The following is a 23,731-nucleotide window of genomic DNA, read 5'->3' as shown; positions in this document are numbered from 1 at the left end:
AAAATTAGATTCAAACATGCGAATTCGACGCAACTTTCATTTTACCTCCGTTGTTGTCGTTGCTGCTCGCTTCGCCGAGCCCTTCCGGCCGCTGGAGTGAGTGCTGGCAGCCGGAAGGCACTTTACACGGATCAGTCGTTGGGAGAGCGCGATGCTTAGACTTAATGTACTCGCCCTCTTTCCAGAGTTTGCTCTAGCTTTTGCCAGTGATTTCATTCGGCCATCCCACGTTGTTGGAGGTCTTGGCAGTCAAAGTAATAGTGCTCTGCCCGCCAAGCCCCCCCGCGGCAAGTTTTGGGAAAGGTCGTCACAGGAACGTTGTCTGTTCTGTCGGCTGCCCAAAGGTGAGAGCCTCAAACAAGCGCATCCAAGTTCATTACTTCAACAGACTCAGAGGGAGAAGAAAATGACCAACAAGATGGTGACGATTGCAAGCGCAACTTGTTTTGCACTGCTCGCGGCCTGCGACGACACGGGTACATCCAATGCGTCCGCCGAACTCACACCCGCTCAACAGGCGTGTTTGCGAGATGTGGCCAAGACAACGAACAATTCGCAAGTCGTTGTGCTCTCATCCGCGTTTAGCGAAGCTGGAACACAAGTCACTGTCGGTGTTGGTGAGGACCGTGCTCCTTGGAATTGCATTGCTTACACTGATGGCGCGACAGCTGGTATCGAGTTTCTGGGCGACGAAGGCGCACTGTGAGTAGTCTGTCGCGTAGCCGAAATCGGCTGCGCAGCACCGGCTTGCTCTTCAGAAAACTCGACTTGGCCTGTCGTATACGCCTTTCAGAGCGCAGCGTGGGCATCCGCCTCGGATCACCGGATGCCCAAAAAACCGATTAGGATTTGCGAAAAAAGCGAAACCTCTACGAGAAGGAGTCCCCCATGAGTGCTAGACTAGTCCTTCTGCTTGCTGCCGTCGGCCTCGTGCCAATTGCGTTATCATATGGCCTGATGCCCGGCAGTTCGATCCCAGTTTTGCTAGGATTTCCGGTGGAAGGGACGAACCAAACCCACGTGTTCCGAGCAATTATGGGTCTTTACCTGGCAAACGCGTTGTTTTGGTTGGCGGCCGCTGCGAAACCAGAATTACAACGTCCCGCGCTGTGGGTTCTTTTTTTATTTATGTCGGGACTGGCCGTTGGACGCATACTAAGCATTCTTATCGATGGAGTTCCGAACGGGCTACTTCTGTTTTACCTAGCGGCCGAGATAGCTTTTGCGGCTCTGGCCGCGGTTTCCCTGAAAAAAAGTACGATAAAAACGGAAGTGGTAAAATGGTGAGGTTAGGCTTTGTTTTCTCGATGATTGCGACTTTAACAGTTTCGACATCCGCTCTGGCACAATCGTCATCTGTCCAGACCGCGGTGGACGACAACCTCTTAGAGCTTGAGACTGCCGTTGACGAAGCGGGAGCTACTCCAATCGCATCGATAGATCATTCGCGTCTGGCCAAAGCCGAAGGCGTAGAAATGCCAGCGTCTCGTGTACTCATTTTCTCTGATCCGGAGATAAACACACCTGTACTGGAAGAGAACGTACGAGCAGGTCTGGACCTTCCGTTTCGCGTTCTTTCATTCGATCAGGATGGTCGCCCGCAGATCGTCTACACAGACTCTCAATTTCTAAAAGTTAGGCATGATCTGAATAACACCCAGGCGTTGAATTCGTTTCAGAGCAAGTTGCTCGAAGTTCTTAAGGACTTAGATGCAGCACCAGCGCCGACCAACGGATTGAATACTAACTATGGCATCATCGATCTGCGATCTCAGCTCAGCGTAACAGAGGCAGTGAAACGTCTCAGGGCGACTGTGATGGAGCAGAACGATACGGTCTGGTTTGGGGAGATTGATTTTGCGACCGAAGCGTCCCTACTAGGGGTGGAGCTGCCGGATACGGTTCTCTTGCTGTTCGGAGGCCCAGCGCCCGGTGGCGTAGCAATGGCGGGGTTTCCGGCAATTGGTTTGGATGCCTTTTGCCAAAAACTATTGGTTTACGCGCATGAAGAAGGTGGCTCGGTAGTCATTTTCAATGACATCGCCGCTTTGGCGGAGTTGCACTACGGTTCTTCAGCCGAACCTCATCACGGTTTGAACAAACGGCTGACCGCAACATTTCGCACGGCAATTGAGTAGCCGCTGTTTGGAAAACGCAATAGATACCAATTATCGATTGGCCATCTTTTCGTCGTCCGCTTTGGGCTCGGAGCAGCTGTCCTGCTCTATATCGCTTCGTCCGGAGTCGCTGAGACAATGCATGTGAAAACCACTGTGACCTACCGGGAGCGGATCGCTCTTCCACCTAATGCCGTATTGGAAGTTGAACTCCTGGATACTTCGCGTGCAGATACACCTTCTGTTCGGCTGTCTTCCCAGAGGTTCAAACTTGCGGGTGTCCCCAGAACAGTTGAAATTGCCTTCGACACAGATCTCATCGATGAGCGCATACCTACACGGTGGCTGCCAGGATCATTTCCGACGATCACGTGATGTTTCGTTCAACGACAGCGACACCTGTACTCACCCGTGGCGCACCAAATTCTGCTGAACTCGTTTTAGAGATGATGCCAAGGAGAGCCGGGGGCAACGACCCAGAACAATCGATCTACGATACCGCTTGGGAAGTTTACGAGATCGCAGGGTGTATGCTCATTGCTGAGAACCCTCCTTCCTTGACAATTGATCAAGATGGCCAGTTTGGCCTGTACGGAGGACGTAACCGGTTTACAGGAACCCTTGACGCAGCCAAGGGTGAGTTCAGTATGCCGGGCAACTTCGCAGGAACAAAGATGGCGTGTCCTGAGGAGCGGGAAAAGCTTGAGCAGGATACGATCAAAGCCTTGTCCGCAGCAGTGGGCTACGTGACAAACGGAGCAAACTTGGCACTCAAGAACGCAGCGGGAGCGACGGTTCTGCGCCTGCGCAAAACGCCAGAATTGTCACCGCGCGTTTCGAAGCGAGTTGGTGCAATCATCCGACTTGTTCGAGCGACAATCAACGAGAACCAAAGGTCGAAATTCCGAGTGGATCAAAGACGTTAGGCTGTGTGGATTGCGAGTGATCGTGATAGTGGGCCTTACTGCGTGCGTGGCGTAGCGACGCCATCAGCACACGTTCCGGATTATAGATGAGCTGGCTTGCATCGGCTTCGTCATGTTCTCCATCTGCTGCGGGAGGAGCGGGCTGAAGACGGCCTTCAAGGACAGTACCCCACACTTTGATATCGGCCAGCGTCAAAGGATCTACAGTTAGCGGATTTTCTTCGAGGATTGTGAAGTTGGCCAGTTTGCCCGGCTCGATAGAACCGATTTCATCCTCCAGTTGCAGGGAATAGGCTGCGCCGATGGTAATACCTTTCAGGGCATATTCTGCACTGATGCGTTGGTCCGGACCAACGACACGACCACTTGTGGAAATCCGATTGACAGCAGCCCACATGTACTTCAGCGGCTCTGCGGGAGCCATCGGCATGTCCGAGTGCATCGAAAAGGGGATACCTGCTCGAACGGCATCGCCTAAAGGCACCATGCGCTCTGTGCGCTCGCTACCAACGCTGCCTGCGGCATACCGATCTGCGAGCGTCGGCGTGTAGACAGAATTACCACTGACAATGGCACCAAGACGTTTAATGCGTGCGATCTGATCTGGTTGAGCGTAGCCAAAGTGTACAACGACGGTGCGATGGTCATATCTCGGATTGCGTTGCATGGCGGCCTCAAGGGCATCAAGAAGAATGTCCAGACCGCCGTCTCCAAGATTATGAACATGGACCTGAAAGCCCGCGTCCCAATAAAGGTCGAACACCTGTTTGAAGAAATCGGGCGTCATGATCCATTGACCTTCATGCCCGTCCAAGTAGCCGTCGCGCATGATCATTAATTCACTGAAGATCGCTCCATCCAACAGCAGCTTGACCTGCTTGGGCAGGAACTGGGTTCGGCCTTCGCTCCACGCCAGCATGGCTTCGGTCTCGGTCAGTACTTTTTCGGGGCCCTCTGTGTTCAGAAACAAACCGCCAAGCGTCCGACCGTCCGGAATAAAATAAAAGTTGAACGGCGTGTCGTCTGGCCCGAACGATTTCGCTACAAGAGCTTGGGCGTTCTGATCAACAGGACCAGCAGGCTCTGCAAGGGTCGTAATCCCGCTGCGGTGATAGTAATCTTCTGTGAACTCTAGCGCCTCCATAACCCTGTCGATGGATGCATAGACCGGAGCAAATTTCTCAAAGAACACGTGCTCCCAGAAAGCAGCTTCAAGGAAGAGGCCTTTTTCCAGATTGGCTTGAGACCTAGCCAGTTCACTTGACCAGCTGGCAATGTATTCTTCCGTGATTTCAAGTTGTTCCAGGGCAACCGAGTTGAAGTACATCTCATGGGTGGAGCGTTGCCATACAGCCAGCGGAATGTCGGGGGCCAGTTCGTCCAAAATCGCACGACTCATGCTGCCGTGCCATGACGCATGATACCCCCAGACCATCAGCGGTCGCCCGCTGCTTGGATCATAAGTGTTGATTACCTCGGACAGACGTTGGCGAAACTCCTCCTCGCTATTGGCAAGAGGTGCAAATCCCGCTGGCGATTGCCAGTCCTCGATGGAAATGATGGCATCAGACATCATCGCAAGTGCGCCCAGAAGCGGGTGCAAATGCTGTTCAATGAACCCCGGCACAATAATCTTGTCTTCAAAGCTGCGGTCAATTGAATAGCTTCTATCGGGCAGGCGACCCTCGATTTCCTCCAGGGTTCCGACGTCAGTAATTCGACCGTTTCTGACCGCCACTGCCTCAGCCAGCGGGGCGTCCGGGTTCATGGTGAGAACTTCTCCACCGACGTAGACAGTTGTGCCGGGAAACTCAGGGAAACGCTCGAAGGCGTCTTGCAATGAGGGGGACTGTGCAGCGCTGTGAAGCGGCATGAATGCGAAAGCGAATATTGTGAGAGACTTAAAGAACTTCATTGATGCCTCCGAATGGGATTGCGGACATGAATAAATTGCTTCGATCAGAGCAGGCTGGTCTGCGATGTGTCAACCTAAGTCGCCAGCCACTCAATACTGACTGAGCGACATAAACTTGAAAGCCACTTTCGTTGCCCGCTGTGGGCTCGAAGCGGACCTTCGATGCGGCTGGCGCAGATGGCCGCTTTGGGCCGATCGCTCTTGATAGTTGTTTGGGTAAACTGAAGAAGTTGGACCCGCCGTTAGTCTAAAGCTCTGTAGGCCGTGGCATTGCGTACGTTCTAAGGACGATCATTCTATTTCTGCAGACCGCGCCCACAAATTGATATCTTCTTCCGAACTGATTTCATCGATCTTTTTCAACTCGTCAGCGCTGAAGTCGAGATTATCAACAACGCCTGCGCAATCTACGATCTGTTCCGGGCGGGACGCACCAATAAGGGCGGTCGTCACGCGCCCACTTCTGAGCACCCAGGCCAGGGCCATTTGCGCCAGGGTCTGCCCGCGTGCCAAGGCCATTTCGTTCAGAGCACGGACACTTGCCAGAGACCGCTCGTTGATCATGCCATCAAGCAGTGATTTTCCTTGTGTAGCACGGCTGCCATCCGGAATATCGCGTAGGTATTTTGATGTTAGAATGCCTTGTGCCAGTGGCGTGAAAGCAATCGATCCCACCCCAAGATCGTCCAGAGTATCGAGCAAACCGTCACGCTCCACCCAACGGTTGAGCAGATTGTAAGAAGGTTGGTGAATCAGACAAGGTGTCCCAAGGTCGTCGAGAATTTTCACCGCCTCGCGCGTGCGTTGGGAGTTGTAGCTCGAGATACCTGCGTACAGCGCGCGACCCGACCGTACGATATGATCCAACGCGCCCATCGTCTCTTCGAGCGGGGTGTCAGGGTCAAAGCGGTGGGAATAAAAGATGTCGACGTAATCAAGCCCCATGCGCGCGAGTGATTGGTCACAGGACGCGATCATGTACTTGCGCGACCCCCATTCTCCGTAGGGTCCCGGCCACATGTCGTAGCCGGCTTTGGAGGAAATGATCAGCTCATCCCTGTAACCCGCGAAATCCGTTTTGAGGATCTCGCCAAATGCCTCTTCGGCTGAACCGGGTGGTGGACCGTAGTTGTTCGCCAGATCAAAGTGCGTGATCCCATGATCAAACGCGGTCCGACACATGGCGCGCTTGATTTCGTGTGTGGAGTCTGCGCCAAAATTATGCCAAAGGCCCAGGCTGACAATAGGAAGCTTCACACCAGACCGCCCACATCGCCGATACACCATCCGCTCATAGCGGTTCGGCTCCGGGGTGTAAGGAATGGGTTTTGGTTTTGGCGGTCGTTGAGCTTTGGTCATGCGCACATAATCAATGGATTGTTGAACCTGTCAAACGGATCACCTCCTGCAATATCGACGTGAGTTTCCAGCCGTCCTGGTGGATAGCCTTGGCTGACCGACTATGTGCCTTCAAAGGTGATCGGATTCTGAACGATAGAGAACCGCCGAAACCGTCCTCCAAACGCGAATTCTGATTTGAACTGTGAATTCAACGCTCAGTTATGAAGGACAGTCCAGACACGAGTTGTTTCAAGCCAAGCGCCGCACCGGCGAAGATGGCAGCGAATGTTACAGGCGCGCTGTAAGCCAAAAGTGAGAAGGCAGATATACCTTGTCCGACGCTGCAACCGACCGCGATGATCGCGCCTGGCCCCATAATCGCCGCGCCGAGCATCTGGCGCTTGAGTTCACGTGGATCCTCGCATGCCTCCCATCGGAAATGACCTTTGGACCAGGACCCCAAAAATGCACCAATGAGAACGCCGGAGACTGATCCGACCGCAAATGACAAAGTGTTTCCGGAGGCTGTCATAAGGTAGAATATTGTGTCGCCAAGGGGTGCAGCGAAGGTGTGGGTTTGAACTGGCTCACCATCGAAACCATGCGTCGCAACCCAATTCGTGCCGAGCCACCCAGATACGATCGCCAGTCCAACCACAGATCCCCAAAACACCTGTGCGGGATTGCGGCGGAAGCGCTGGTTTGCCAAGGCGAAAATCATCAACGCAACGCCAATGACCACGCCAATGAGCCAAGCTGGGATAGAGGTCAGTTGTTCGGCAAGGAAGCTAATGCTCTGGGGGCCTTTAATATCCATTTCCTCGGGGAAGACCCAAACGCGCAAATATGCAAGGGGCCCGGACATGACAACGTAAGCAGACAGACCCATAATCAATACGATGACGAATGATCGAAGGTCGCCGCCCCCAAGCCTTGCCAGCGCGCCATAGCCACAGTTTCCGCTGATGGCCATTCCGTAACCGAACAAAAGACCACCTACGATCGACCCAAGTGGGTTCCAGGTCTGTGCAAGATATCCTGTTCCAAGAGGGTCCAGCCACCCTAAAGCCATAGCCAAGTGGCTGCCGACAATTGCTACGCCGATCGCAATTGCCCACATGCGCAGCCGCCGGTCATCATCTGCGTAAAGGTGGTCTTCGATTGCACCCAACGTGCAAAAACGGCCAATGCGTGCGGCCAAGCCCAACACAATGCCACCGATCAAACCGATCAGTGCGACGGTGTTGGCGTCTCCCAATGCTTCGAACATTGCCAGTCCCCTCCCAAAGCTGGCGGGTATTTTTGGCGGCTTCTACTTCTCCCTGCAGAATAGATCGTAGACGACTTCCAGGATCTGTGTCGATCGATCATCCGCCAATCTGTAGTAGATCGTTTTCCCCTCGCGTCGCGTTTTGACCAAGCCCTCAAAGCGTAGGCGCGATAGTTGCTGCGACACGGCGGCCTGGCGTGCCGAGAGCATTTCTTCCATCTGCGTGACAGATTTTTCACCCGAGGACAGATAACACAAGATCATCAAGCGCCCTTCATGGCTGATTGCCTTGAGGAAACTTGACGCCGTCTGAGCATTTTCCATCATTCTGTCCATGTCTTCGGCGCACATGTCCTGAGAGAACACAGGCAGTTTCGAAGATTTGTCCAACAAGATCGCCTCGCTTTCATAGCTTCACGCATTCATAACAGTTTATGTAATGCGCCACAGTTTATCCAGAGGTCTCAATCGGTACCCCCGCGTCGCGCAGTAAAACGCCCAGCAAACCCCAGAAAAAATCTTCGCCGGGATAGCCTTCGATCCGGCCGACCTCTTGGCCATCGTCCAGCAGAACAAAGGTTGGCGTGTAGTAGAGAGGCCGCTCCAATGCGATGCCATCCGGCAGAGCTGCGTGGATATCGATGCGTTGAAGTGGAGCAGCATGTCCTTCCGGTGTCTTGGGGTAGATCTCCGAGATGTCGGTGTCCCAACGTGCGCACCACATACACCCATCTTCTTCGGCCATCAGAAGAGTCATTTCTGCCCGTGAAATCACGGGAGAAACAAGAAACGCGATTGCAAGCAAAAGCAGAAGTATTTGGCGCATCTAAAGCTCCGATTGACCGCAGCAGTATATCTTTACTATTTTGAATATGTGAATGATAGCGTGCCAGGACAGATTTGACCATGCTCGACATTACATTTGCAGGAGCTTTGGTCGCAGGACTGTTGTCTTTCCTGTCGCCCTGCATCCTACCTATCGTGCCGTTTTATCTTAGCTATCTGGCCGGCGTCGGGATTGATCAGATATCTGCGGGTTCTACGATTCCCAGCGGCGTTCGTCGCAAGGCAACGCTTTCTGCGATAGCATTTGCAGCCGGGATCATTACGATCTTCATGGCGCTGGGTGCGACGGCTTCGATATTCGGGCAACTGGTACGAGAGTATTTTGACATCCTGCGTTGGATCGCCGCGGCCATCATCATTGTGATGGGCATGCATTTCTTGGGGATTATCCGCATCGGCTTCCTTTATCGCCAATTTCGAGCGGATGTTGGTGATACATCAAATGTAAGCCTTGTTGGGGCATATGTTCTTGGATTGGCGTTTGCTTTTGGCTGGACACCCTGTGTTGGGCCGGTGCTCGCCGCGATCCTGTTTACAGCGGCCGGAACCGAAACGGCCTGGCGTGGAGCGGTGCTTTTATTCGTCTACGGGGTTGGAATGACCGCACCGTTTGTTCTGGCAGCCTTCCTGGTCCGCCCCTTCATGCAATGGATGGCACGGTTCAGAAAGCACTTGCCCCTCATCGAAAAGGCAATGGGTGGCTTTCTGGTGCTCTTCGGCATCCTCATCGCAACCAACTCCATCAATCACGTCGCACAATGGATGCTCGACCATATGCCTTGGCTGGCAGCCATTGGTTAATTCGGGAGGAAGACATGAAACGAGTTTTGTCAGTATTGATCGCTTGTCTGATCGGCGGGGCAGTTTTCGCCGCTGAACTGGGCGACGACGGTTTGCATAAAACGCCGTGGATGCGCGACACGTTCAAAGACCTTCGTGAGGATCTTGAAGAGGCGTCAAGCGAAGACAAGCGGTTGGTTTTATTCATTGAGCAACAAGGCTGCATCTATTGCAAGAAAATGCATGAAGAAGTGTTCCCCCAGCCTGACCTTGCAGCTTTCATCGAAGAGAATTTCTTTGTCGTCCAACTGGATTTGCATGGCAGCACCGCAGCCATCGACTTTGACGGGGAAGAAAATGAGCAAAGAGCGCTGATGCGAAAATGGGGGATTCTGTTCACCCCGACGCTCGTATTTCTGCCGGAAGAGGTGCCAGAAGACGCTACAGCCATCGATGCTGCGGTCGCTGTTATGCCCGGAGCGTTCTCAAAGGGAACGACCTTAGACCTTTTCACTTGGGTCGAGGAAAAACGATATGAGCTTGATAATGGTGAAGATTTCCAACGCTATCATGCGCGGCGCATTCAAGAGCGAAACAATGTTTCTCAGGATTGAGTGCTGCCGTTATAAATAAAAAAATTCATTATTATGAATTTAATGTTGCGACAACCGGTACTCGTCGACTACGGTACACAAAGGCTTTGGGTCGCAAGGCGCCGTCGGCGTGTTAGCAAATGGGAGGGATCATGAAGCTGAGACTCTTAACATTGGTCTGCGCAATGACAGGCGTTGCCGCATTTGCGGCAGAAACAGACCCGCAAGACGTAACCTATGACGACTATGGTGCCATTGAGGCTTCGTTGACCGGTGCTGCTGGCGACGCGGCTAATGGCGCACTCATCGTTGGGGACAAGTCAAAAGGCAACTGCGTCGCGTGCCACGCGGTTTCGGCTTTGGCCGACATCCCGTTCCACGGCGAAGTTGGTCCGATGCTGGATGGCGCCGGTGATCGTTGGACCGAAGCAGAACTTCGCGGATTGGTCGCAAATGCCAAGATGACGTTCGAAGGCACGGTGATGCCTGCGTTCTACAAGGATGAAGGCTATATCCGCCCGGGCGACGCCTATACCGGAAAAGCCCCAACCGCGCCTTTGACGTCGATCCTGACAGCACAAGAAATCGAGGATGTGGTCGCGTTTCTTGCGACCCTGAAAGAAGAATAGCTGCGCTTTCAGGCGCGGATTTTCGAAGAATCAAAGGAGATTGAAAATGGAACTCTCTCGCCGCGAGACACTGGCCCTTGGGCTGGGCGCCGCGTTCCTGACAATTATGCCGCTTCGGGCAAATGCAGCTGCTGAAGATGCCATTGCGGCATTTACAGGCGGGGCAGATGTGGCTGACGGCGGTGTTACATTGACTGCACCGGAAATCGCAGAAAACGGTAATACTGTACCTATCGAAGTCAGTGCGCCGGGCGCAGCTGCAATTCTCATCGTGGCTGCAGGTAACCCCGAACCGGGCGTTGCAACCTTCAATTTCGGTCCGTTGGCTGCTGAGCAAGCTGCATCAACCCGCATCCGTCTTGCCGGAACGCAGGATGTCATTGCCGTGGCGAAGATGGCAGATGGCAGCTTTGCCAAAGCGTCTGCGACCGTAAAAGTGACAATCGGCGGCTGCGGCGGCTGATCGCCACGCGCGCCTCGAAGAACAGGAGATTAACCAATGGCTTCCGGTGTAAAACCCCGCGTCAAGGTTCCAAAGACAGCCGCTGCTGGCGAAACCGTTACGATCAAGACATTGATCAGCCACAAGATGGAAAGCGGCCAGCGTAAAGACAAAGAAGGCAACGTCATCCCGCGTTCGATCATCAACCGTTTCACCTGCGAGTTTAATGGAGAAATGGTGGTTGATGTGACGATGGAGCCGGCGATTTCGACCAACCCGTATTTCCAGTTCGAAGCGACTGTGCCCGAGGCCGGTGAGTTTGTCTTCACTTGGTACGATGATGACGGCTCTGTCTACGATGAGAAGAAAACGATCGAGATCGCCTGACGGCTCGACCACTAAGGCAGATCAGCGCTGGTAGGAGGAACTGGCGCTGATCCACCAAGGGAGGAACGCAATGAATACCAAGGCACTTATGGCGATCGCGGCAATTCTGGTTTTCCCGGCTGCAGCGATGGCTGGACCAGACGAAGACAATTTGGTGATCAATGATGAGTTGGACATGACTTCGGTTACTGAAGCTCCGGCACATCTGGAAAATTTGGACACGATCTATTCGGGTTGGCATTTTCGCACGGATGAAACGCAAGCGCTTCAAATTGATGACTTCGACAATCCTGCAATGATCTTCGTCGATCAGGCCGCCGATCTCTTCGAGACCATTGATGGCGCCGCTGGCGAGAGCTGTGCTTCATGCCACGATGGGGTGGAAAGCTTCAAGGGATTGCAGGCGTCCATGCCGAAAGTGGATGCCGAAACTGGTAAGCTGGTCGTCATGGAAGATCTGATCAACAAGTGCCGTACGGACCGCATGGAAGCCGATGCCTGGAAATGGTCCGGGGGCGATATGCAGGGCATGGTCGCTTTGATCGGTCTGCAATCACGCGGGATGCCAATGAATGTCGCGATTGATGGCGATGCCGCCCCGTATTGGGAACAGGGCAAAGAGATGTATTACACCCGCTATGGTCAGCTGGAGCTTAGCTGCGCCAATTGTCATGAAGACAACTGGGGCAACATGATCCGTGCCGACCACCTGAGCCAGGGCATGATCAATGGGTTCCCGACATATCGTCTGAAACAAGCCAAGCTGATCTCGCGCCACAATCGTTTCCGCGGCTGTATTCGCGATACGCGGGCGGAAACTTTTGCCGAAGGATCGGACGAGTTTCGTGCGCTTGAGCTCTATGTGGCCTCGCGTGGCAACGGGCTTTCAGTCGAAACTCCAGCAGTACGTCAATAACGAACGACCCGCGTGGGCAATGTCCTGCGCGGGTTTTTCAAGGAAAATAACATTCACACATTTATATGTGTTATAGGAAAGCTGATAGATGATTTCTCGACGTGACTTCTTGCAGGTTTCAATGGCAGCCTCGGCTCTGTATGGGGCGTCCGGGTTTGGCAACTGGGCCAAGGTTGCTGCGCAGCAAAGCCTCACGCAGGATCAACTGCTGGAGTTCGAGACCTTCGGCAATATCAGCCTGATCCATGTCACCGACATCCACGCGCAACTCAAGCCGATCTATTTCCGTGAACCTGAGATAAACTTGGGTATTGGCGATGCGCGAGGACAGATGCCGCATGTCACAGGGGCGGCGTTCCGCAAGGCCTACGGGATCGAAGATGGAAGCCCGTCGGCCTATGCGCTGACCTACAATGATTTCTCTGCGCTGGCCACGACCTACGGTCGGGTCGGTGGATTGGACCGGGTCTCAACTGTCATCAACGCCATTCGTGCCGACCGTCCTGATGCCCTTTTATTGGACGGGGGCGATACATGGCACGGTTCTTACACCTGCTATCAGACGGCCGGTCAGGACATGGTCAATGTCATGAACGCTCTGAAACCCGATGCTATGACCTTCCATTGGGAGTTCACGTTGGGCAGCGACAGGGTTAACGAAATCGTCGAAGGTTTGCCTTTTGCGGCCTTGGGTCAGAACATCTTTGATGCCGAATGGGACGAACCTGCAGAATTGTTCCAACCCTATAAGTTTTTTGATCGGGGCGGTGCAAAGGTCGCCGTGATCGGGCAAGCGTTTCCTTACATGCCAATCGCGAACCCAGGCTGGATGTTCCCAGAATATTCATTCGGTATCCGGGATGAAAACATGCAGGCCATGGTGGACGAGGTTCGCGATGCCGGTGCCGATGTCGTTGTCGTCCTCAGCCACAATGGCTTTGACGTGGACAAGAAGATGGCAGGTCGGGTGCAAGGGATCGACGTGATCCTCAGCGGTCACACGCATGACGCGCTGCCCGAGCCGGTTCTGGTCGGTAAAACGCATATCATCGCGTCTGGCTCGAACGGCAAATTCGTCAGCCGAGTGGATCTTGATGTGAGGGACGGGCAGATGATGGGGCTGAAGCACAAGCTGATCCCGATCTTCTCGGACGTCATCGCTCCTGATCCTGCGATCACTGCTCTGATAAATGATCAGCGCGCGCCTCACGAGGCTGCGCTGAGTGAGGTGATTGGCAAAACGGATTCGTTGCTCTACCGCCGCGGCAATTTCAACGGCACCTGGGATGACCTGATTTGCGATGCCCTGATCAAAGAGCGTGAGGCAGACATCGCGATGTCGCCTGGCGTCCGTTGGGGACCCTCAATCCTGCCGGGGCAGGACATCACGCGTGAAGACGTCTGGAACGTCACATCGATGTCGTATCCCAATGCCTATCGCACAGAAATGACGGGCGAATTCATCCATGTGATCCTTGAGGATGTCGGTGACAACCTGTTCAATCCCGATCCCTACTATCAGCAGGGCGGCGATATGGTCCGTGTCGGTGGGCTTGGCTACCGCATCGATGTGACCAAACCACAAGGGCAGCGGATCAGCGAAATGACCCTGCTCAAAACGGGTGAAGCGATTGATCCGTCGAAAACCTACGTCGTGGCTGGTTGGGCCAGTGTCAACGAAGGCACTGAAGGCCCGCCGATCTGGGATGTCGTCGAAAGCCACATTCGCAACCTTGGCACCGTAACGGTGCAAGAGAACACCAGTGTCGATGTTGTCGGTGCTTAAGAAACAGATGGAGACCTAAGAGATATGGATGACGCGTTCAAACCGTCCCGCCGGGCCTTCCTGAAAGGCAGTGCAGCGGTCGCCGCAGGATCAGTTGCGGGTGCGGCAGTGGCAGACACGCCCGATCCTCTGATAACAGAGCTGCAGGATTGGGCGTCTTACACAGGTGCCGGTGTCGATGAGTCACCTTATGGCATGCCGATCAGTTTTGAATCCCATGTTGTGCGCCGCAACGTGGAATGGCTGACCGCCTCTCCGATTTCGTCGATCAACTTTACACCAATCCACGCGCTTGATGGCACGATCACTCCGCAAGGTTGCGCATTTGAGCGTCATCACTCGGGCGCGATCGAGTTGCGCAAGGAGGATTATCGTCTGATGATCAACGGGCTGGTCGATCGCCCGCTTGTATTTACTTACGACGACATCGAGCGGTTCCCGCGCGAAAACCATGTGTATTTCTGCGAATGTGCGGCGAACACCGGTATGGAGTGGGCTGGTGCTCAACTCAATGGCGTCCAGTTCACCCACGGCATGATTCACAACATGGAATACACCGGCGTTCCGCTGCGGACGCTGTTGCAGGAAGCAGGCGCTGATATCTCACCCGACAAATGGGTCTATGTTGAAGGCGCAGACGCGTCATCCAATGGCCGCTCCATCCCGATGGAAAAAGCACTGGATGACGTGTTGGTGGCTTTCAAGGCAAATGGTGAAGCGCTGCGCATGGAGCACGGATATCCTGTGCGACTGGTTGTTCCTGGCTGGGAAGGCAACATGTGGGTCAAGTGGCTGCGCCGGATCGAAGTCGTCGATATGGCGGTCGAAAGCCGTGAAGAAACATCAAAGTACACCGATGTCTACGCCGATGGCACAGCCCAGAAATGGACTTGGGTGATGGATGCAAAATCCGTCATTACTTCACCCAGCCCGCAAATGCCCATCAAACACGGACCGGGACCCTTGGTCATTTCCGGGCTTGCCTGGTCAGGCCACGGGCAAATTTCGCGGGTTGATGTGTCCAAGGACGGTGGGATTACCTGGGAGACAGCGCGTCTTGGCAAGCAGGGCGACAGCAAGGCTTTGACGCGCTTCTATCTCGACACGAACTGGGACGGAGCACCAATGCTTTTGCAGGCCCGGGCGATAGACGAAACCGGCTATGTTCAGCCGACCAAAGACCAACTGCGCGAAAAGCGCGGAGAGAACTCGGTCTACCACAACAACTGTATCCAGACTTGGTACGTGAGCGCAGAAGGGATCGCTGAGAATGTCGAAGTCTCTTAGTCATGTTTTCCTGCCCGTATTTGGCGGCACAGCGTTGGTGCTTGCGGCGGCTGTGGCTATTGCGAACCGGAATTACGGCCAATCGCAGATAGAAACCCTGGAAACCCGGATCAGCCAGGTTGAGGCGCACGCAGCGAAAGCCCAGGAAAACGCGCAAGCAGAGGCCAGCCGGGCTGCCGAACTGGTGGCCAAGGTTGAAGAAATCCAGACAGCGGCGGCCGAGCGGGTCGCAACCGGGATGAACCTGACCGCACCCGCGCCCAGCCAGGATGGCACTTATGGGCTTGGACGTCCTGCTCTGGAGGAAGAGATCGCGGCATGGGACGTTGACGTCTTGCCCGACGGGCGTGGCTTGCCGGTTGGATCAGGTGATGTCTGGACCGGAGAAGAAGTGTTTGTCGACCGTTGCGCGTCTTGTCACGGCGAGTTTGCCGAAGGTGCCGACAATTGGCCTGTTCTGGCAGGTGGTTTCGATACACTTGCAGATGAAGATCCTGTAAAAACCGTTGGGTCCTATTGGCCGCATTTGTCCACCGCCTGGGATTACATTTCTCGGTCGATGCCGTTTGGTGAAGCGGGCACGCTGACAGCGGACGAGACATACGCAATTGTCGCCTACATCCTTTATTCCAATGATCTGGTGGATGACGATTTCGTTCTCAGCAACGAAAACTTCGCCGATTTCGAGATGTACAATATGGACGGTTTTGTTGTCGATGTTCGACCCGAGACGGAGTACGCGGAATGGCGAGAAGAGCCTTGCATGGAGAACTGCAAAACAGAGGCATCGGTTACTATGCGTTCTGTCTTTCTGGTTGAGACGCCACCAGAAGGCGGTTCGAATTCGGTCATGAATGAAGCCAGCGCGGACGGGTTGCCGACGTTCACGGCGGAAGGGCCCTCGTTCATTCCAGCCGCAGCGCCAAAGCCTGAGGAAGAGGCCGCCGCAACACTGGCTGTTCAGGAAATCGAAGAGTCTGACCAATCAGCGGACCTTCTCGCCGCCGGAGAAAAGGTCTTCAAGAAGTGTAAGTCCTGCCATCAGGTCGGTGAAGGTGCAAAGCATAGCACGGGACCAGCGTTGAACGGAATTATTGGGTCCAACGCAGGGTCGGTAGAAGGTTTCAAATACTCCAAAGCTATGAACGCTGCGGCCGAGACAGGTCTCATTTGGACTGATGAAGAAATGGCGGCCTTCCTGACAAAACCCAAAGACTACATGAAAGGCACGCGCATGTCTTTCGCCGGGCTTAAGAAACCAGACGATATTGAAGCTGTGATCGTCTACCTAAAGTCGTTCGGAAGCTGATCATGCGGTGGTCGTTCCTTTTAACCTGCGCAACGGTATTGGTTTCGATCGCTCCATCGACCCACGCAACAGAAGACCTTGGCGACGCGGAAGCAGGGAAAGTGGTGTTCGCCCAATGCCAAGGCTGCCATCAGGTCGGCGAAGGAGCCGAAAACAAAATCGGGCCGCACTTGAACGGTGTTTTTGGGCGTAAGGCCGCAGGACTGGAGGGTTTCAACTACTCCAAGAGCCTTGTGCGCGCGGGCAACTCGGGTCTGGAATGGCACGCTGACACACTGTCCGCCTACATCGAAAATCCACGCGCATTTGCGTCAGGCACGAGGATGAGTTTTCGCGGTTTGAAGGACCCGGAAGACCGAGCCAACGTGGTCGCCTATTTGCGGGCGTTTTCTGACAATCCTCAGGACATCCCAGAAGCGGACCCAACGGCGAAAGGAACGGATCATTCGATCGATCCCGCGATTCTGGCGATACAAGGAGATCCTGAGTACGGCGCATATCTCAGCAGCGAATGTACAACATGCCACCAGATCGAAGGAGGCGATGAGGGCATTCCTTCGATTGTGTATTGGCCTGACGAAGACTTCGTAGTCGCTATGCACGCTTACAAGGACAAACAGCGGCCACATCCAGTCATGCAAATGATCGCCGGGCGGCTGAGCAATGACGAGATCGCGGCATTGGCCGCATACTTCAATAATCCAGAGTGAAAGTGCCTAAGGGGAGGAAACGCGATGACACTCAATAGACGAGTATTTCTTGGAGCCGCCGGGGTCGTGGCCGCCGGGCTATCTGCTCCGATGGTGCTGGCTCAAGGCAAGCCCCGAGTAGTGGTTGTTGGTGGCGGTGCGGGCGGTGCAACTGCCGCGCGGTACATCGCAAAGGACAGCAAAGGAGAGGTCGACGTGACGCTGATCGAGCCGTCTCGGACCTATTACACCTGTTTCTTCTCAAACCTTTATTTAGGAGGTTTTCAGGAGCTATCGGACATCGCTCACAGCTATGGCACGCTTGCCGCGAACTACGGTATCAACGTCGTGCATGATTGGGCCACTGGGGTCGACCGCGATGCCAAGACGGTTTCCTTGGCGGGTGGCGGGTCAATTCCCTATGACAAGCTGATTCTAAGCCCGGGTATCGACTTTGTAGATGGAGCGGTCGAGGGCTGGGACGTCTCGGCCCAGAATAAGATGCCGCATGCATATAAAGCTGGTTCACAGACAGAGCTTTTGAAAGCGCAAATCATGGCAATGCCCGAAGGTGGTACCTTCGCGATGGTCGCTCCTCCTAACCCCTTCCGTTGCCCGCCTGGGCCATATGAGCGGATTTCGATGGTTGCGCATGTTTTGAAGAAGAATAATCCGACAGCAAAGATCATTGTGGCCGACCCGAAGCCAAAGTTCTCGAAAATGGCGTTGTTCCAAGAAGGCTGGGGAAACAACTATGAAGGAATGGTTGACTGGATCGGCGAAGATTTCGGCGGTGGCAATGTATCCGTGAATCCGGATGCAATGACGGTGACCATCGACGGCGAAGAGACAAAGGTTGATGTCTGCAATGTAATCCCAGCGATGAAAGCCGGCCGCATTGCGGAAATGGCGGGAGTAACTGACGGCAACTGGGCACCAGTAAACGCTGCGGACATGTCCTCCAAAGTCGATCCGGACATTTATGTTCTCGGTGACGCCAGCCAGCAGGGCGACATGCCGAAATCCGGTTTTTCAGCAAACAGTCAGGCGAAAGTTTGCGCGAACGCCGTGCGAGGTGCGTTGACCGGGTCTAAAGTATTCCCGGCCAAGTTCTCGAACACATGTTGGTCGCTGATCGATACCAATGATGGCGTTAAGGTTGGCGCAACCTACGAGGCGACACCTGAGAAGATTGCCAAAGTTGACGGCTTTATTAGCCAGACCGGAGAAGATGCCGACCTCAGGAAAGCAACTTACGAAGAGTCTCTTGGTTGGTACGCCGGTATCACGTCGGACATGTTTGGTTGAGGCAATCGGGGGCTTTGACCGGTGTCAAAGACCCCGATGATCAATCTGAGAAAATGCGGTTCAGGAGGAGGACTAAAACCATGAAACACTTTATCGCCGCAGCCGCGTTTTCCACTGTTCTGGCGAGCCAAGGGCTTGCAGAAGAGATCATCACTACCCCCTTCGACGGTAGTTTTGATGACGCGACATTTGCAGTCGAGTCCGCGATTGTGGGACAGGGACTGGTCATCGACTATGTGAGCCATGTTGGGGAAATGCTGAATCGAACTGGCGCAGATGTCGGCAGCGACAAGCAAATTTTTGCGGCCGCGGATATCTTCATTTTCTGCTCGGCAAAAATTTCGCGCGAGGTCATGGAAGCCGACCCAATGAATATTGGCTTCTGCCCCTATGGGATTTTTGTAGCCGAAGACGACAATGGTGTGATGGTTGGATACCGAAGCTATCCTGATGGACCAATGCAAAAGGTTCAGACCCTGTTGTCCGGGATCGTAGAAGAAGCCGTTGGGAACTGAAATGAACTACCAGCAGTTTTTTCGTGGTCAACTCGACCAGCTTCAAGAGGAAGGGAACTACCGGGTCTTTGCGGATCTCGAAAGGCAGTGTGGCGCGTTCCCGACAGCGCGTAGCTACGCGGAAAATGGTCCTGAGAAAGTCACTGTATGGTGCTCTAATGATTATCTGGGGATGGGTCAGCACCCCAGTGTTATTGCAGCAATGCACAAGGTGATCGATGAGTGTGGTGCCGGGGCAGGCGGAACGCGGAATATCTCTGGAACCACCCACCAGCATGTTTTGCTCGAGCAGGAGCTTGCTGACTTACACGGCAAGGACGCTGCATTGCTGTTCACCTCCGGGTACGTCTCGAACTGGGCTGCCTTGGGAACCTTGGCGTCTCGCATTCCGGGCATCACAGTCCTGTCTGACGAGTTGAACCATGCCTCGATGATCGAGGGCATTCGCCACAGTCGGTGCCAGAAGCGTATCTGGAAACACAACGACGTGGCGGACCTTGAAAGGCACCTTGCTGAATTGCCTGCCAATGCAACGAAGCTCATTGCGTTTGAGAGCGTCTATTCCATGGATGGCGACATTGCACCAATTGCCGAGATCTGTGATCTGGCGGATCGCTATGGCGCGATGACCTATTTGGATGAGGTTCACGCGGTTGGGCTTTATGGGCCGCGCGGCGGAGGCATAGCTGAGCGCGAAGGCCTGATGGATCGGCTAACCGTCATTGAGGGGACATTGGGCAAGGCGTTCGGCGTAGTTGGTGGATACATCGCGGCGTCGAAAGAGCTGGTGGATTTTGTCCGATCCTTTGCCAGTGGTTTTATCTTCACCACTGCATTGCCTCCCGCCGTGGCCGCAGGAGCTGCCGCTTCGGTTCGGCACCTGAAGCAAAGCAATTCGGAACGACATTTGCACCAGCAGCGCGTGCGCGAGGTACGAGACAGGCTAGACGATTTGGGCATTCCGCATACACCGAACCCAAGTCACATCATTCCGGTCATGGTCGGCGATCCGGTCAAGTGCCGCTTCATCTCTGACGTACTGATGCGTGACTATGGAATTTACATCCAGCCGATCAACTATCCAACCGTCCCCAAGGGAACGGAACGTCTGCGGATTACACCTTCCCCAGTGCATTCCACCGAAGACGTGGATCGACTGGTATCTGCTTTGGGTGAATTATGGACGCAATGCCAATTGGCGCGCAGGCCAATGGCCGCGCAATGACAATGACAGCTTGACCGAAGACAAGGACGCGCAAGCAACGAAGTGAGAGTTTCTGTTGATGGAAAGGCTCATCGATTTGTTGGGAGACCCTGGCGCTTTGGCATTTGCCGGTGCGCTTGTTGGTATCCTATTCGGCGTGACGGCCCAGAAGTCTCACTTTTGTTTGCGAGCGTCGACCGTCGAAGTCGCTGAAGGCGAGCTTGGTCCTCGCCTGGCGGTTTGGCTGATCGCCTTCACCGCAGCGCTCACCTTAGTACAGGCCTTTGTCGCGTTTAAGTGGTTGAACCTTTCCGAGACACGCGCGATCGCGTCGACGGGCAGCCTTACCGGAGCAATAATTGGTGGGGCGATGTTCGGCGTTGGTATGGTTCTGGCGCGTGGGTGTGCATCTCGCCTGTTGGTATTGGCCTCCTGCGGTAATCTGCGCGCCTTGATTACAGGATTGGTTTTAACCTTAGTGGCTCAGGCTGCTTACACCGGCGTTCTTAGTCCTGCCCGCGAATTGCTATCCGGGATCTGGACTGTCTCAGGAGGCGCCTCGAGAGATCTTTCAGAAATACTTGGATTTTCACCAGTGGCTTATACAGCCGTTGCAGCTTTGGGGTTGGTTTCGGCAATTGCATTTGCGTTCCACCGGAGAGTCGCTCCTATCAGGATCATAACAGCCGCCGGCGTTGGTTTGGCGGTGTCGCTTGGCTGGTTGATGACATTTGCGATCGCGCAAGCATCATTTGACGTCGTGCCCGTGTCGTCAGTCACATTTACCGGACCGGCCACGGATACACTAATGACCTTGGTTGCGGAGAGGAACGTTGTTTTGTCCTTCGGTATCGGCCTCGTTCCAGGCGTAGCAATTGGTGCCGCAGGCTCAGCCCTAACTGCAGGGGAGTGGAAAATCGAACGGTTTGGCCCGGATACTCCGATGGAACGCTACCTTGTTGGAGCTGTTTTCATGGGGTTTGGAGCCATGCTGGCCGGAGGTTGCGCCGTGGGCGCAGGGCTTTCGGGAGGGTCCGCCCTGTCATTGACGGCGTGGCTTGCCGTTTTCTTCATGTGGGTCGGAGCGATCAGCACGCATAAGTTATTGAGGCGAATACCTGTTCCTCAAACGTCCTGAGTCATTCGAATTCCATTTGTTCAAATACCCGCCCGGCATTTTTTGTCGCCAGTTCCTCAAACGTGTCCAAATGGGCGAAAGGTGATTGATCGACATAGTAAGCCTCGGCCAGATCGCCGCCGGCATCCATATGCTCTTTGATCTTAGCGCGCAGATAGATCAGGTAGTCGCGTGTATAACGGCGCACCTGATCCATGTTCGTCGGATGGCCGTGGCCGGGGATGACAAATGTGGCTCCCAAAGCTTCGAACTCGTTGTCCCAGGTCTCAAGCCAATCCGCAGTATAGGTCTCTTGAAAGATTGGCAGCATTCGCTCGTGAAACGCCATGTCACCCGCGATGACAAGGCTTTGGTTCGGCAGCCAAACCGATATATCACCGGGGCTATGGGCTGGCCCGAGATATTTGGCCTCAATCCGGAAATCACCCATTTCAACAACGTATTCATCCTCGAATGTCTCGGTTGGGCCTGTCAGGACGGTTCCTGCCGCTTTGTCCTGATTGTACCGTTGCATTCCCTCAAGGATCTGAGGACCATATTCCTCGAATTCAGCCGCAGCATCCGAATGGGCGATGATCGGAATGCCGAGCTCTGACCAGTATGCGTTGCCAAGCATCGCGTGCCCCTGACCATTCTCGTTGAAGACAAGCTTAACCGGCTGATCCGTGATCGCCTGAATTTCTTGGTGAAGCGCTTCAGCAAGCACATAGGCCGCGCCGCCGTTTATGACGACCACGCCCTCCCCGGTTACGATAAAACTGAGATTGTTGTTATGACCAGAGTTCTCGTAGGTCGGCGGTGCGGTTGCACCAATGGCGGAATAGACGCCGGGGATGTATTCGACCGGTTTGGAATACAGCACACTTTTAGGGTATTGGTCTGCAATATCCTCGCTTGCCCAAGCTTGTGTGCCCAGGGCCAAGACAATCGCCAGCGATCGCATCTTTATGGTTCTCCAATGAACTTATAAGCAGACCCAGTCTTCTCGACCCGGCCGATTCCACCGTTCGGCAGGTGGAAACCAATTGTTTTCATTTGCTCGTGGGAAATCTGATCCAGCAACGAATTCCGAGTTGCTGCGGCCGCCTGTGGATCCTGATCCGTCCCGCCGGGCCAGTCGGGGCGTTCAAAAGCTACGTGTGGATTTCCCAACGCGTCGCCGACAACCATCACGGATTCACTGCTGCTGCGAATTTCAAACGCCATGTGACCGGGCGTGTGTCCATAGCTTGCGCGCGCGGCGATACCGGGAAGGATCTCTTGCCCGTCGTCAAAGAACGCGACCTGATTCTCAATTGCTGCCATACGCCGCTTTGCGCCTACTGCGAACGCAGCGCGATCTTCTCCAATGGTATCCACTGTTGAGGGGTTCCACCAATAATCCCACTCATTACGGCCAAAGTGATGCGTGGCGTTCGGGAACAGAAGGTCGTCGAAATCATCCAAAACGCCCCAAATGTGATCCGGGTGCGCATGGGTGAAGATCACGTGCGAGATGTCTTCGGGCGACAGGTTGGTTGTTTCAAGAGCTTCCAGAAGCTTACCAGAAGTGGGCATGAAATCTGGCCCAGCTCCCACATCGAACAGCACCGTGTTTTGATCATCTCGATAAAGCGCCACGTTGCACTCTGGCTCGTATTTGGTCGCGTCCACCTTGTAGTTGTCCAAAAGCTGCCTGAGTTCTGCCTGCGGCATGGCGCCAAAGACCATATCCGGAGGCAAGGACAGGTACCCGTCTGATATGGTTGTCATGCGAGCCGAAGCACCGAGTTGTAACTCTGCCCTCACGAACCTGGATTGTACTCCAAGCGCTGCGATACAAGCGGCGCTACACAAGAATCTGCGTCGTGAAAATGCATCTCCATTCATACACAATCAATAAAATGAATGTTTTGATTTGTAAATGAATAAAGATGCAGATGGATGGAATTCCGCCAAGCTATCTGCGGGCGGGGGCGCTTTGCAGATCAGCTTTTGGTCTCTCCCTTAGGAGCTCACAAGCGAGATTGGATCGCGAATTGTCTTGGGCAATCGGTGCGAATTTCTTTGGGCTGCTGCGCGTAAAATTTCTAAATGATTTTGAGAAGCGACGCGAACGCGTTCGCGGCATCCTACACGCTTGTGGGTTTGCACATAACACTTCGTGCACCCCATAAGTTTGCGTAGTTTGTCCATAGTTTTGCGCTGCGTGATTGTGTGCATTAGCGGTGAATTGAATCAGTTTTGGCGTAGTCGTTGCGGTTATGGTCCTGTGCGTTGCTCGATGCCGCAAAGGGCCTCCTTAACGAACCTTGGATTCTCGCGAAGGTCTGCGATGCGTAGAAAGCGGACTT

25 protein-coding genes and 1 pseudogene are annotated in these 23,731 nt (G+C 54.2%); 19 read left to right on the top strand and 7 right to left on the bottom strand.

Annotated features, from left to right (window positions below; translation table 11 throughout):
* The first annotated feature begins 406 nt into the window (after nucleotides 1-406).
* The 5 genes and pseudogenes from GOV91_RS19050 to GOV91_RS22770 all read left to right on the top strand — a co-directional run bounded on the left by GOV91_RS19050 (nucleotide 407) and on the right by GOV91_RS22770 (nucleotide 3,043).
* Nucleotides 407-706, top strand: coding sequence for a hypothetical protein (locus GOV91_RS19050; RefSeq protein WP_171236585.1), 300 nt, complete (start codon nucleotides 407-409; stop codon nucleotides 704-706).
* Nucleotides 707-888: 182 nt separating this feature from the next.
* The gene (locus tag GOV91_RS19045) at nucleotides 889-1,287 is read left to right on the top strand and encodes a DUF4345 domain-containing protein (RefSeq protein ID WP_171236584.1); all 399 of its coding nucleotides are present in this window, start codon (nucleotides 889-891) and stop codon (nucleotides 1,285-1,287) included.
* Nucleotides 1,281-2,138: a DUF302 domain-containing protein gene (locus GOV91_RS19040; RefSeq protein ID WP_171236583.1), complete on the top strand. Its 858-nt coding sequence runs from the start codon at nucleotides 1,281-1,283 to the stop codon at nucleotides 2,136-2,138. Before GOV91_RS19045 ends, GOV91_RS19040 begins: the two co-directional genes overlap by 7 nt.
* A gap of 117 nt (nucleotides 2,139-2,255) precedes the next feature.
* Nucleotides 2,256-2,500: pseudogene (locus GOV91_RS19035) on the top strand (YbaY family lipoprotein); the annotation flags it as partial.
* Nucleotides 2,492-3,043, top strand: a complete 552-nt coding sequence (locus GOV91_RS22770) for an META domain-containing protein (RefSeq protein WP_216601781.1) — start codon at nucleotides 2,492-2,494, stop codon at nucleotides 3,041-3,043. The pseudogene GOV91_RS19035 and the gene GOV91_RS22770, both read left to right, overlap by 9 nt.
* On the opposite strand, the gene GOV91_RS19030 is transcribed toward GOV91_RS22770, so the two are convergent.
* The 5 genes from GOV91_RS19030 to GOV91_RS19010 form a co-directional block, all read right to left on the bottom strand.
* A complete protein-coding gene (locus GOV91_RS19030) occupies nucleotides 2,997-4,958 on the bottom strand; it encodes an amidohydrolase (protein WP_171236582.1) in 1,962 nt (653 codons plus the stop codon). The genes GOV91_RS22770 and GOV91_RS19030 overlap by 47 nt on opposite strands.
* Nucleotides 4,959-5,249: 291 nt before the next feature.
* Nucleotides 5,250-6,281 carry an L-glyceraldehyde 3-phosphate reductase gene (gene mgrA / locus GOV91_RS19025; RefSeq protein WP_371732342.1) on the bottom strand — a complete coding sequence of 344 codons (1,032 nt, stop codon included), beginning with the start codon at nucleotides 6,279-6,281 and terminating at the stop codon, nucleotides 5,250-5,252.
* 226 nt (nucleotides 6,282-6,507) lie between these two features.
* Nucleotides 6,508-7,569 (bottom strand): YeeE/YedE family protein, encoded by a 1,062-nt coding sequence (locus tag GOV91_RS19020; RefSeq protein ID WP_171236580.1) that lies wholly within the window; start codon nucleotides 7,567-7,569, stop codon nucleotides 6,508-6,510.
* A gap of 42 nt (nucleotides 7,570-7,611) precedes the next feature.
* Nucleotides 7,612-7,920, bottom strand: coding sequence for a metalloregulator ArsR/SmtB family transcription factor (locus GOV91_RS19015; RefSeq protein ID WP_170543314.1), 309 nt, complete (start codon nucleotides 7,918-7,920; stop codon nucleotides 7,612-7,614).
* Between the two features lie 100 nt (nucleotides 7,921-8,020).
* Nucleotides 8,021-8,395 carry a hypothetical protein gene (locus GOV91_RS19010; RefSeq protein WP_171236579.1) on the bottom strand — a complete coding sequence of 125 codons (375 nt, stop codon included), beginning with the start codon at nucleotides 8,393-8,395 and terminating at the stop codon, nucleotides 8,021-8,023.
* An 80-nt stretch (nucleotides 8,396-8,475) separates the two neighbouring features.
* On the opposite strand from GOV91_RS19010, the gene GOV91_RS19005 reads away from it, so the two are divergent.
* The 14 genes from GOV91_RS19005 (at nucleotide 8,476) to GOV91_RS18940 (ending at nucleotide 21,398) form a co-directional block, all read left to right on the top strand.
* Nucleotides 8,476-9,216 (top strand): cytochrome c biogenesis CcdA family protein, encoded by a 741-nt coding sequence (locus tag GOV91_RS19005; RefSeq protein ID WP_171181853.1) that lies wholly within the window; start codon nucleotides 8,476-8,478, stop codon nucleotides 9,214-9,216.
* 14 nt (nucleotides 9,217-9,230) lie between these two features.
* Nucleotides 9,231-9,809 carry a thioredoxin family protein gene (locus GOV91_RS19000; protein WP_171181886.1) on the top strand — a complete coding sequence of 193 codons (579 nt, stop codon included), beginning with the start codon at nucleotides 9,231-9,233 and terminating at the stop codon, nucleotides 9,807-9,809.
* A gap of 131 nt (nucleotides 9,810-9,940) precedes the next feature.
* Nucleotides 9,941-10,417 carry a sulfur oxidation c-type cytochrome SoxX gene (gene soxX, locus GOV91_RS18995; RefSeq protein WP_171236578.1) on the top strand — a complete coding sequence of 159 codons (477 nt, stop codon included), beginning with the start codon at nucleotides 9,941-9,943 and terminating at the stop codon, nucleotides 10,415-10,417.
* A 46-nt stretch (nucleotides 10,418-10,463) separates the two neighbouring features.
* Nucleotides 10,464-10,880 carry a thiosulfate oxidation carrier protein SoxY gene (gene soxY, locus GOV91_RS18990; RefSeq protein ID WP_058275041.1) on the top strand — a complete coding sequence of 139 codons (417 nt, stop codon included), beginning with the start codon at nucleotides 10,464-10,466 and terminating at the stop codon, nucleotides 10,878-10,880.
* A gap of 36 nt (nucleotides 10,881-10,916) precedes the next feature.
* Nucleotides 10,917-11,246 carry a thiosulfate oxidation carrier complex protein SoxZ gene (gene soxZ / locus GOV91_RS18985; RefSeq protein WP_170380046.1) on the top strand — a complete coding sequence of 110 codons (330 nt, stop codon included), beginning with the start codon at nucleotides 10,917-10,919 and terminating at the stop codon, nucleotides 11,244-11,246.
* Between the two features lie 70 nt (nucleotides 11,247-11,316).
* On the top strand, nucleotides 11,317-12,162 hold the full coding sequence (soxA, locus tag GOV91_RS18980) for a sulfur oxidation c-type cytochrome SoxA (RefSeq protein ID WP_171236577.1): 846 nt from the start codon (nucleotides 11,317-11,319) through the stop codon (nucleotides 12,160-12,162).
* 88 nt (nucleotides 12,163-12,250) lie between these two features.
* A complete protein-coding gene (soxB, locus tag GOV91_RS18975; protein ID WP_171236576.1) occupies nucleotides 12,251-13,948 on the top strand; it encodes a thiosulfohydrolase SoxB in 1,698 nt (565 codons plus the stop codon).
* Between the two features lie 24 nt (nucleotides 13,949-13,972).
* Entirely contained in the window at nucleotides 13,973-15,235 is a 1,263-nt protein-coding gene (gene soxC, locus GOV91_RS18970; protein WP_171181845.1) for a sulfite dehydrogenase, read from the top strand.
* Nucleotides 15,219-16,544 (top strand): c-type cytochrome, encoded by a 1,326-nt coding sequence (locus tag GOV91_RS18965; protein WP_171181843.1) that lies wholly within the window; start codon nucleotides 15,219-15,221, stop codon nucleotides 16,542-16,544. Before soxC ends, GOV91_RS18965 begins: the two co-directional genes overlap by 17 nt.
* 2 nt (nucleotides 16,545-16,546) lie before the next feature.
* Complete coding sequence (locus GOV91_RS18960; protein WP_171181841.1) at nucleotides 16,547-17,254, top strand: c-type cytochrome; 708 nt, start codon at nucleotides 16,547-16,549, stop codon at nucleotides 17,252-17,254.
* Nucleotides 17,255-17,278: 24 nt separating this feature from the next.
* Complete coding sequence (locus tag GOV91_RS18955; protein ID WP_171236575.1) at nucleotides 17,279-18,541, top strand: NAD(P)/FAD-dependent oxidoreductase; 1,263 nt, start codon at nucleotides 17,279-17,281, stop codon at nucleotides 18,539-18,541.
* A gap of 80 nt (nucleotides 18,542-18,621) precedes the next feature.
* Nucleotides 18,622-19,056, top strand: coding sequence for a DUF302 domain-containing protein (locus GOV91_RS18950; RefSeq protein ID WP_171181837.1), 435 nt, complete (start codon nucleotides 18,622-18,624; stop codon nucleotides 19,054-19,056).
* A 1-nt stretch (nucleotide 19,057) separates the two neighbouring features.
* Nucleotides 19,058-20,281: a 5-aminolevulinate synthase gene (hemA, locus tag GOV91_RS18945; protein WP_171236574.1), complete on the top strand. Its 1,224-nt coding sequence runs from the start codon at nucleotides 19,058-19,060 to the stop codon at nucleotides 20,279-20,281.
* 58 nt (nucleotides 20,282-20,339) lie between these two features.
* Complete coding sequence (locus tag GOV91_RS18940) at nucleotides 20,340-21,398, top strand: YeeE/YedE family protein (protein WP_254440710.1); 1,059 nt, start codon at nucleotides 20,340-20,342, stop codon at nucleotides 21,396-21,398.
* A gap of 1 nt (nucleotide 21,399) precedes the next feature.
* Here the strand turns inward: GOV91_RS18940 and GOV91_RS18935 are convergent, their stop codons facing one another.
* Together GOV91_RS18935 and GOV91_RS18930 are read right to left on the bottom strand one after the other, a co-directional pair.
* Nucleotides 21,400-22,341: an MBL fold metallo-hydrolase gene (locus tag GOV91_RS18935; protein ID WP_171236572.1), complete on the bottom strand. Its 942-nt coding sequence runs from the start codon at nucleotides 22,339-22,341 to the stop codon at nucleotides 21,400-21,402.
* 2 nt (nucleotides 22,342-22,343) lie between these two features.
* Nucleotides 22,344-23,150 carry an MBL fold metallo-hydrolase gene (locus tag GOV91_RS18930; RefSeq protein ID WP_254440709.1) on the bottom strand — a complete coding sequence of 269 codons (807 nt, stop codon included), beginning with the start codon at nucleotides 23,148-23,150 and terminating at the stop codon, nucleotides 22,344-22,346.
* Between the last annotated feature and the right edge of the window lie 581 nt (nucleotides 23,151-23,731).

This window comes from Ruegeria sp. HKCCA6837 (genome assembly GCF_013034475.1).
Classification (GTDB): Bacteria; Pseudomonadota; Alphaproteobacteria; order Rhodobacterales; family Rhodobacteraceae; genus Ruegeria.
The sequence above is the reverse complement of the archived record's forward strand: the minus strand, read 5'-3'. Positions and strand labels throughout refer to the sequence as shown.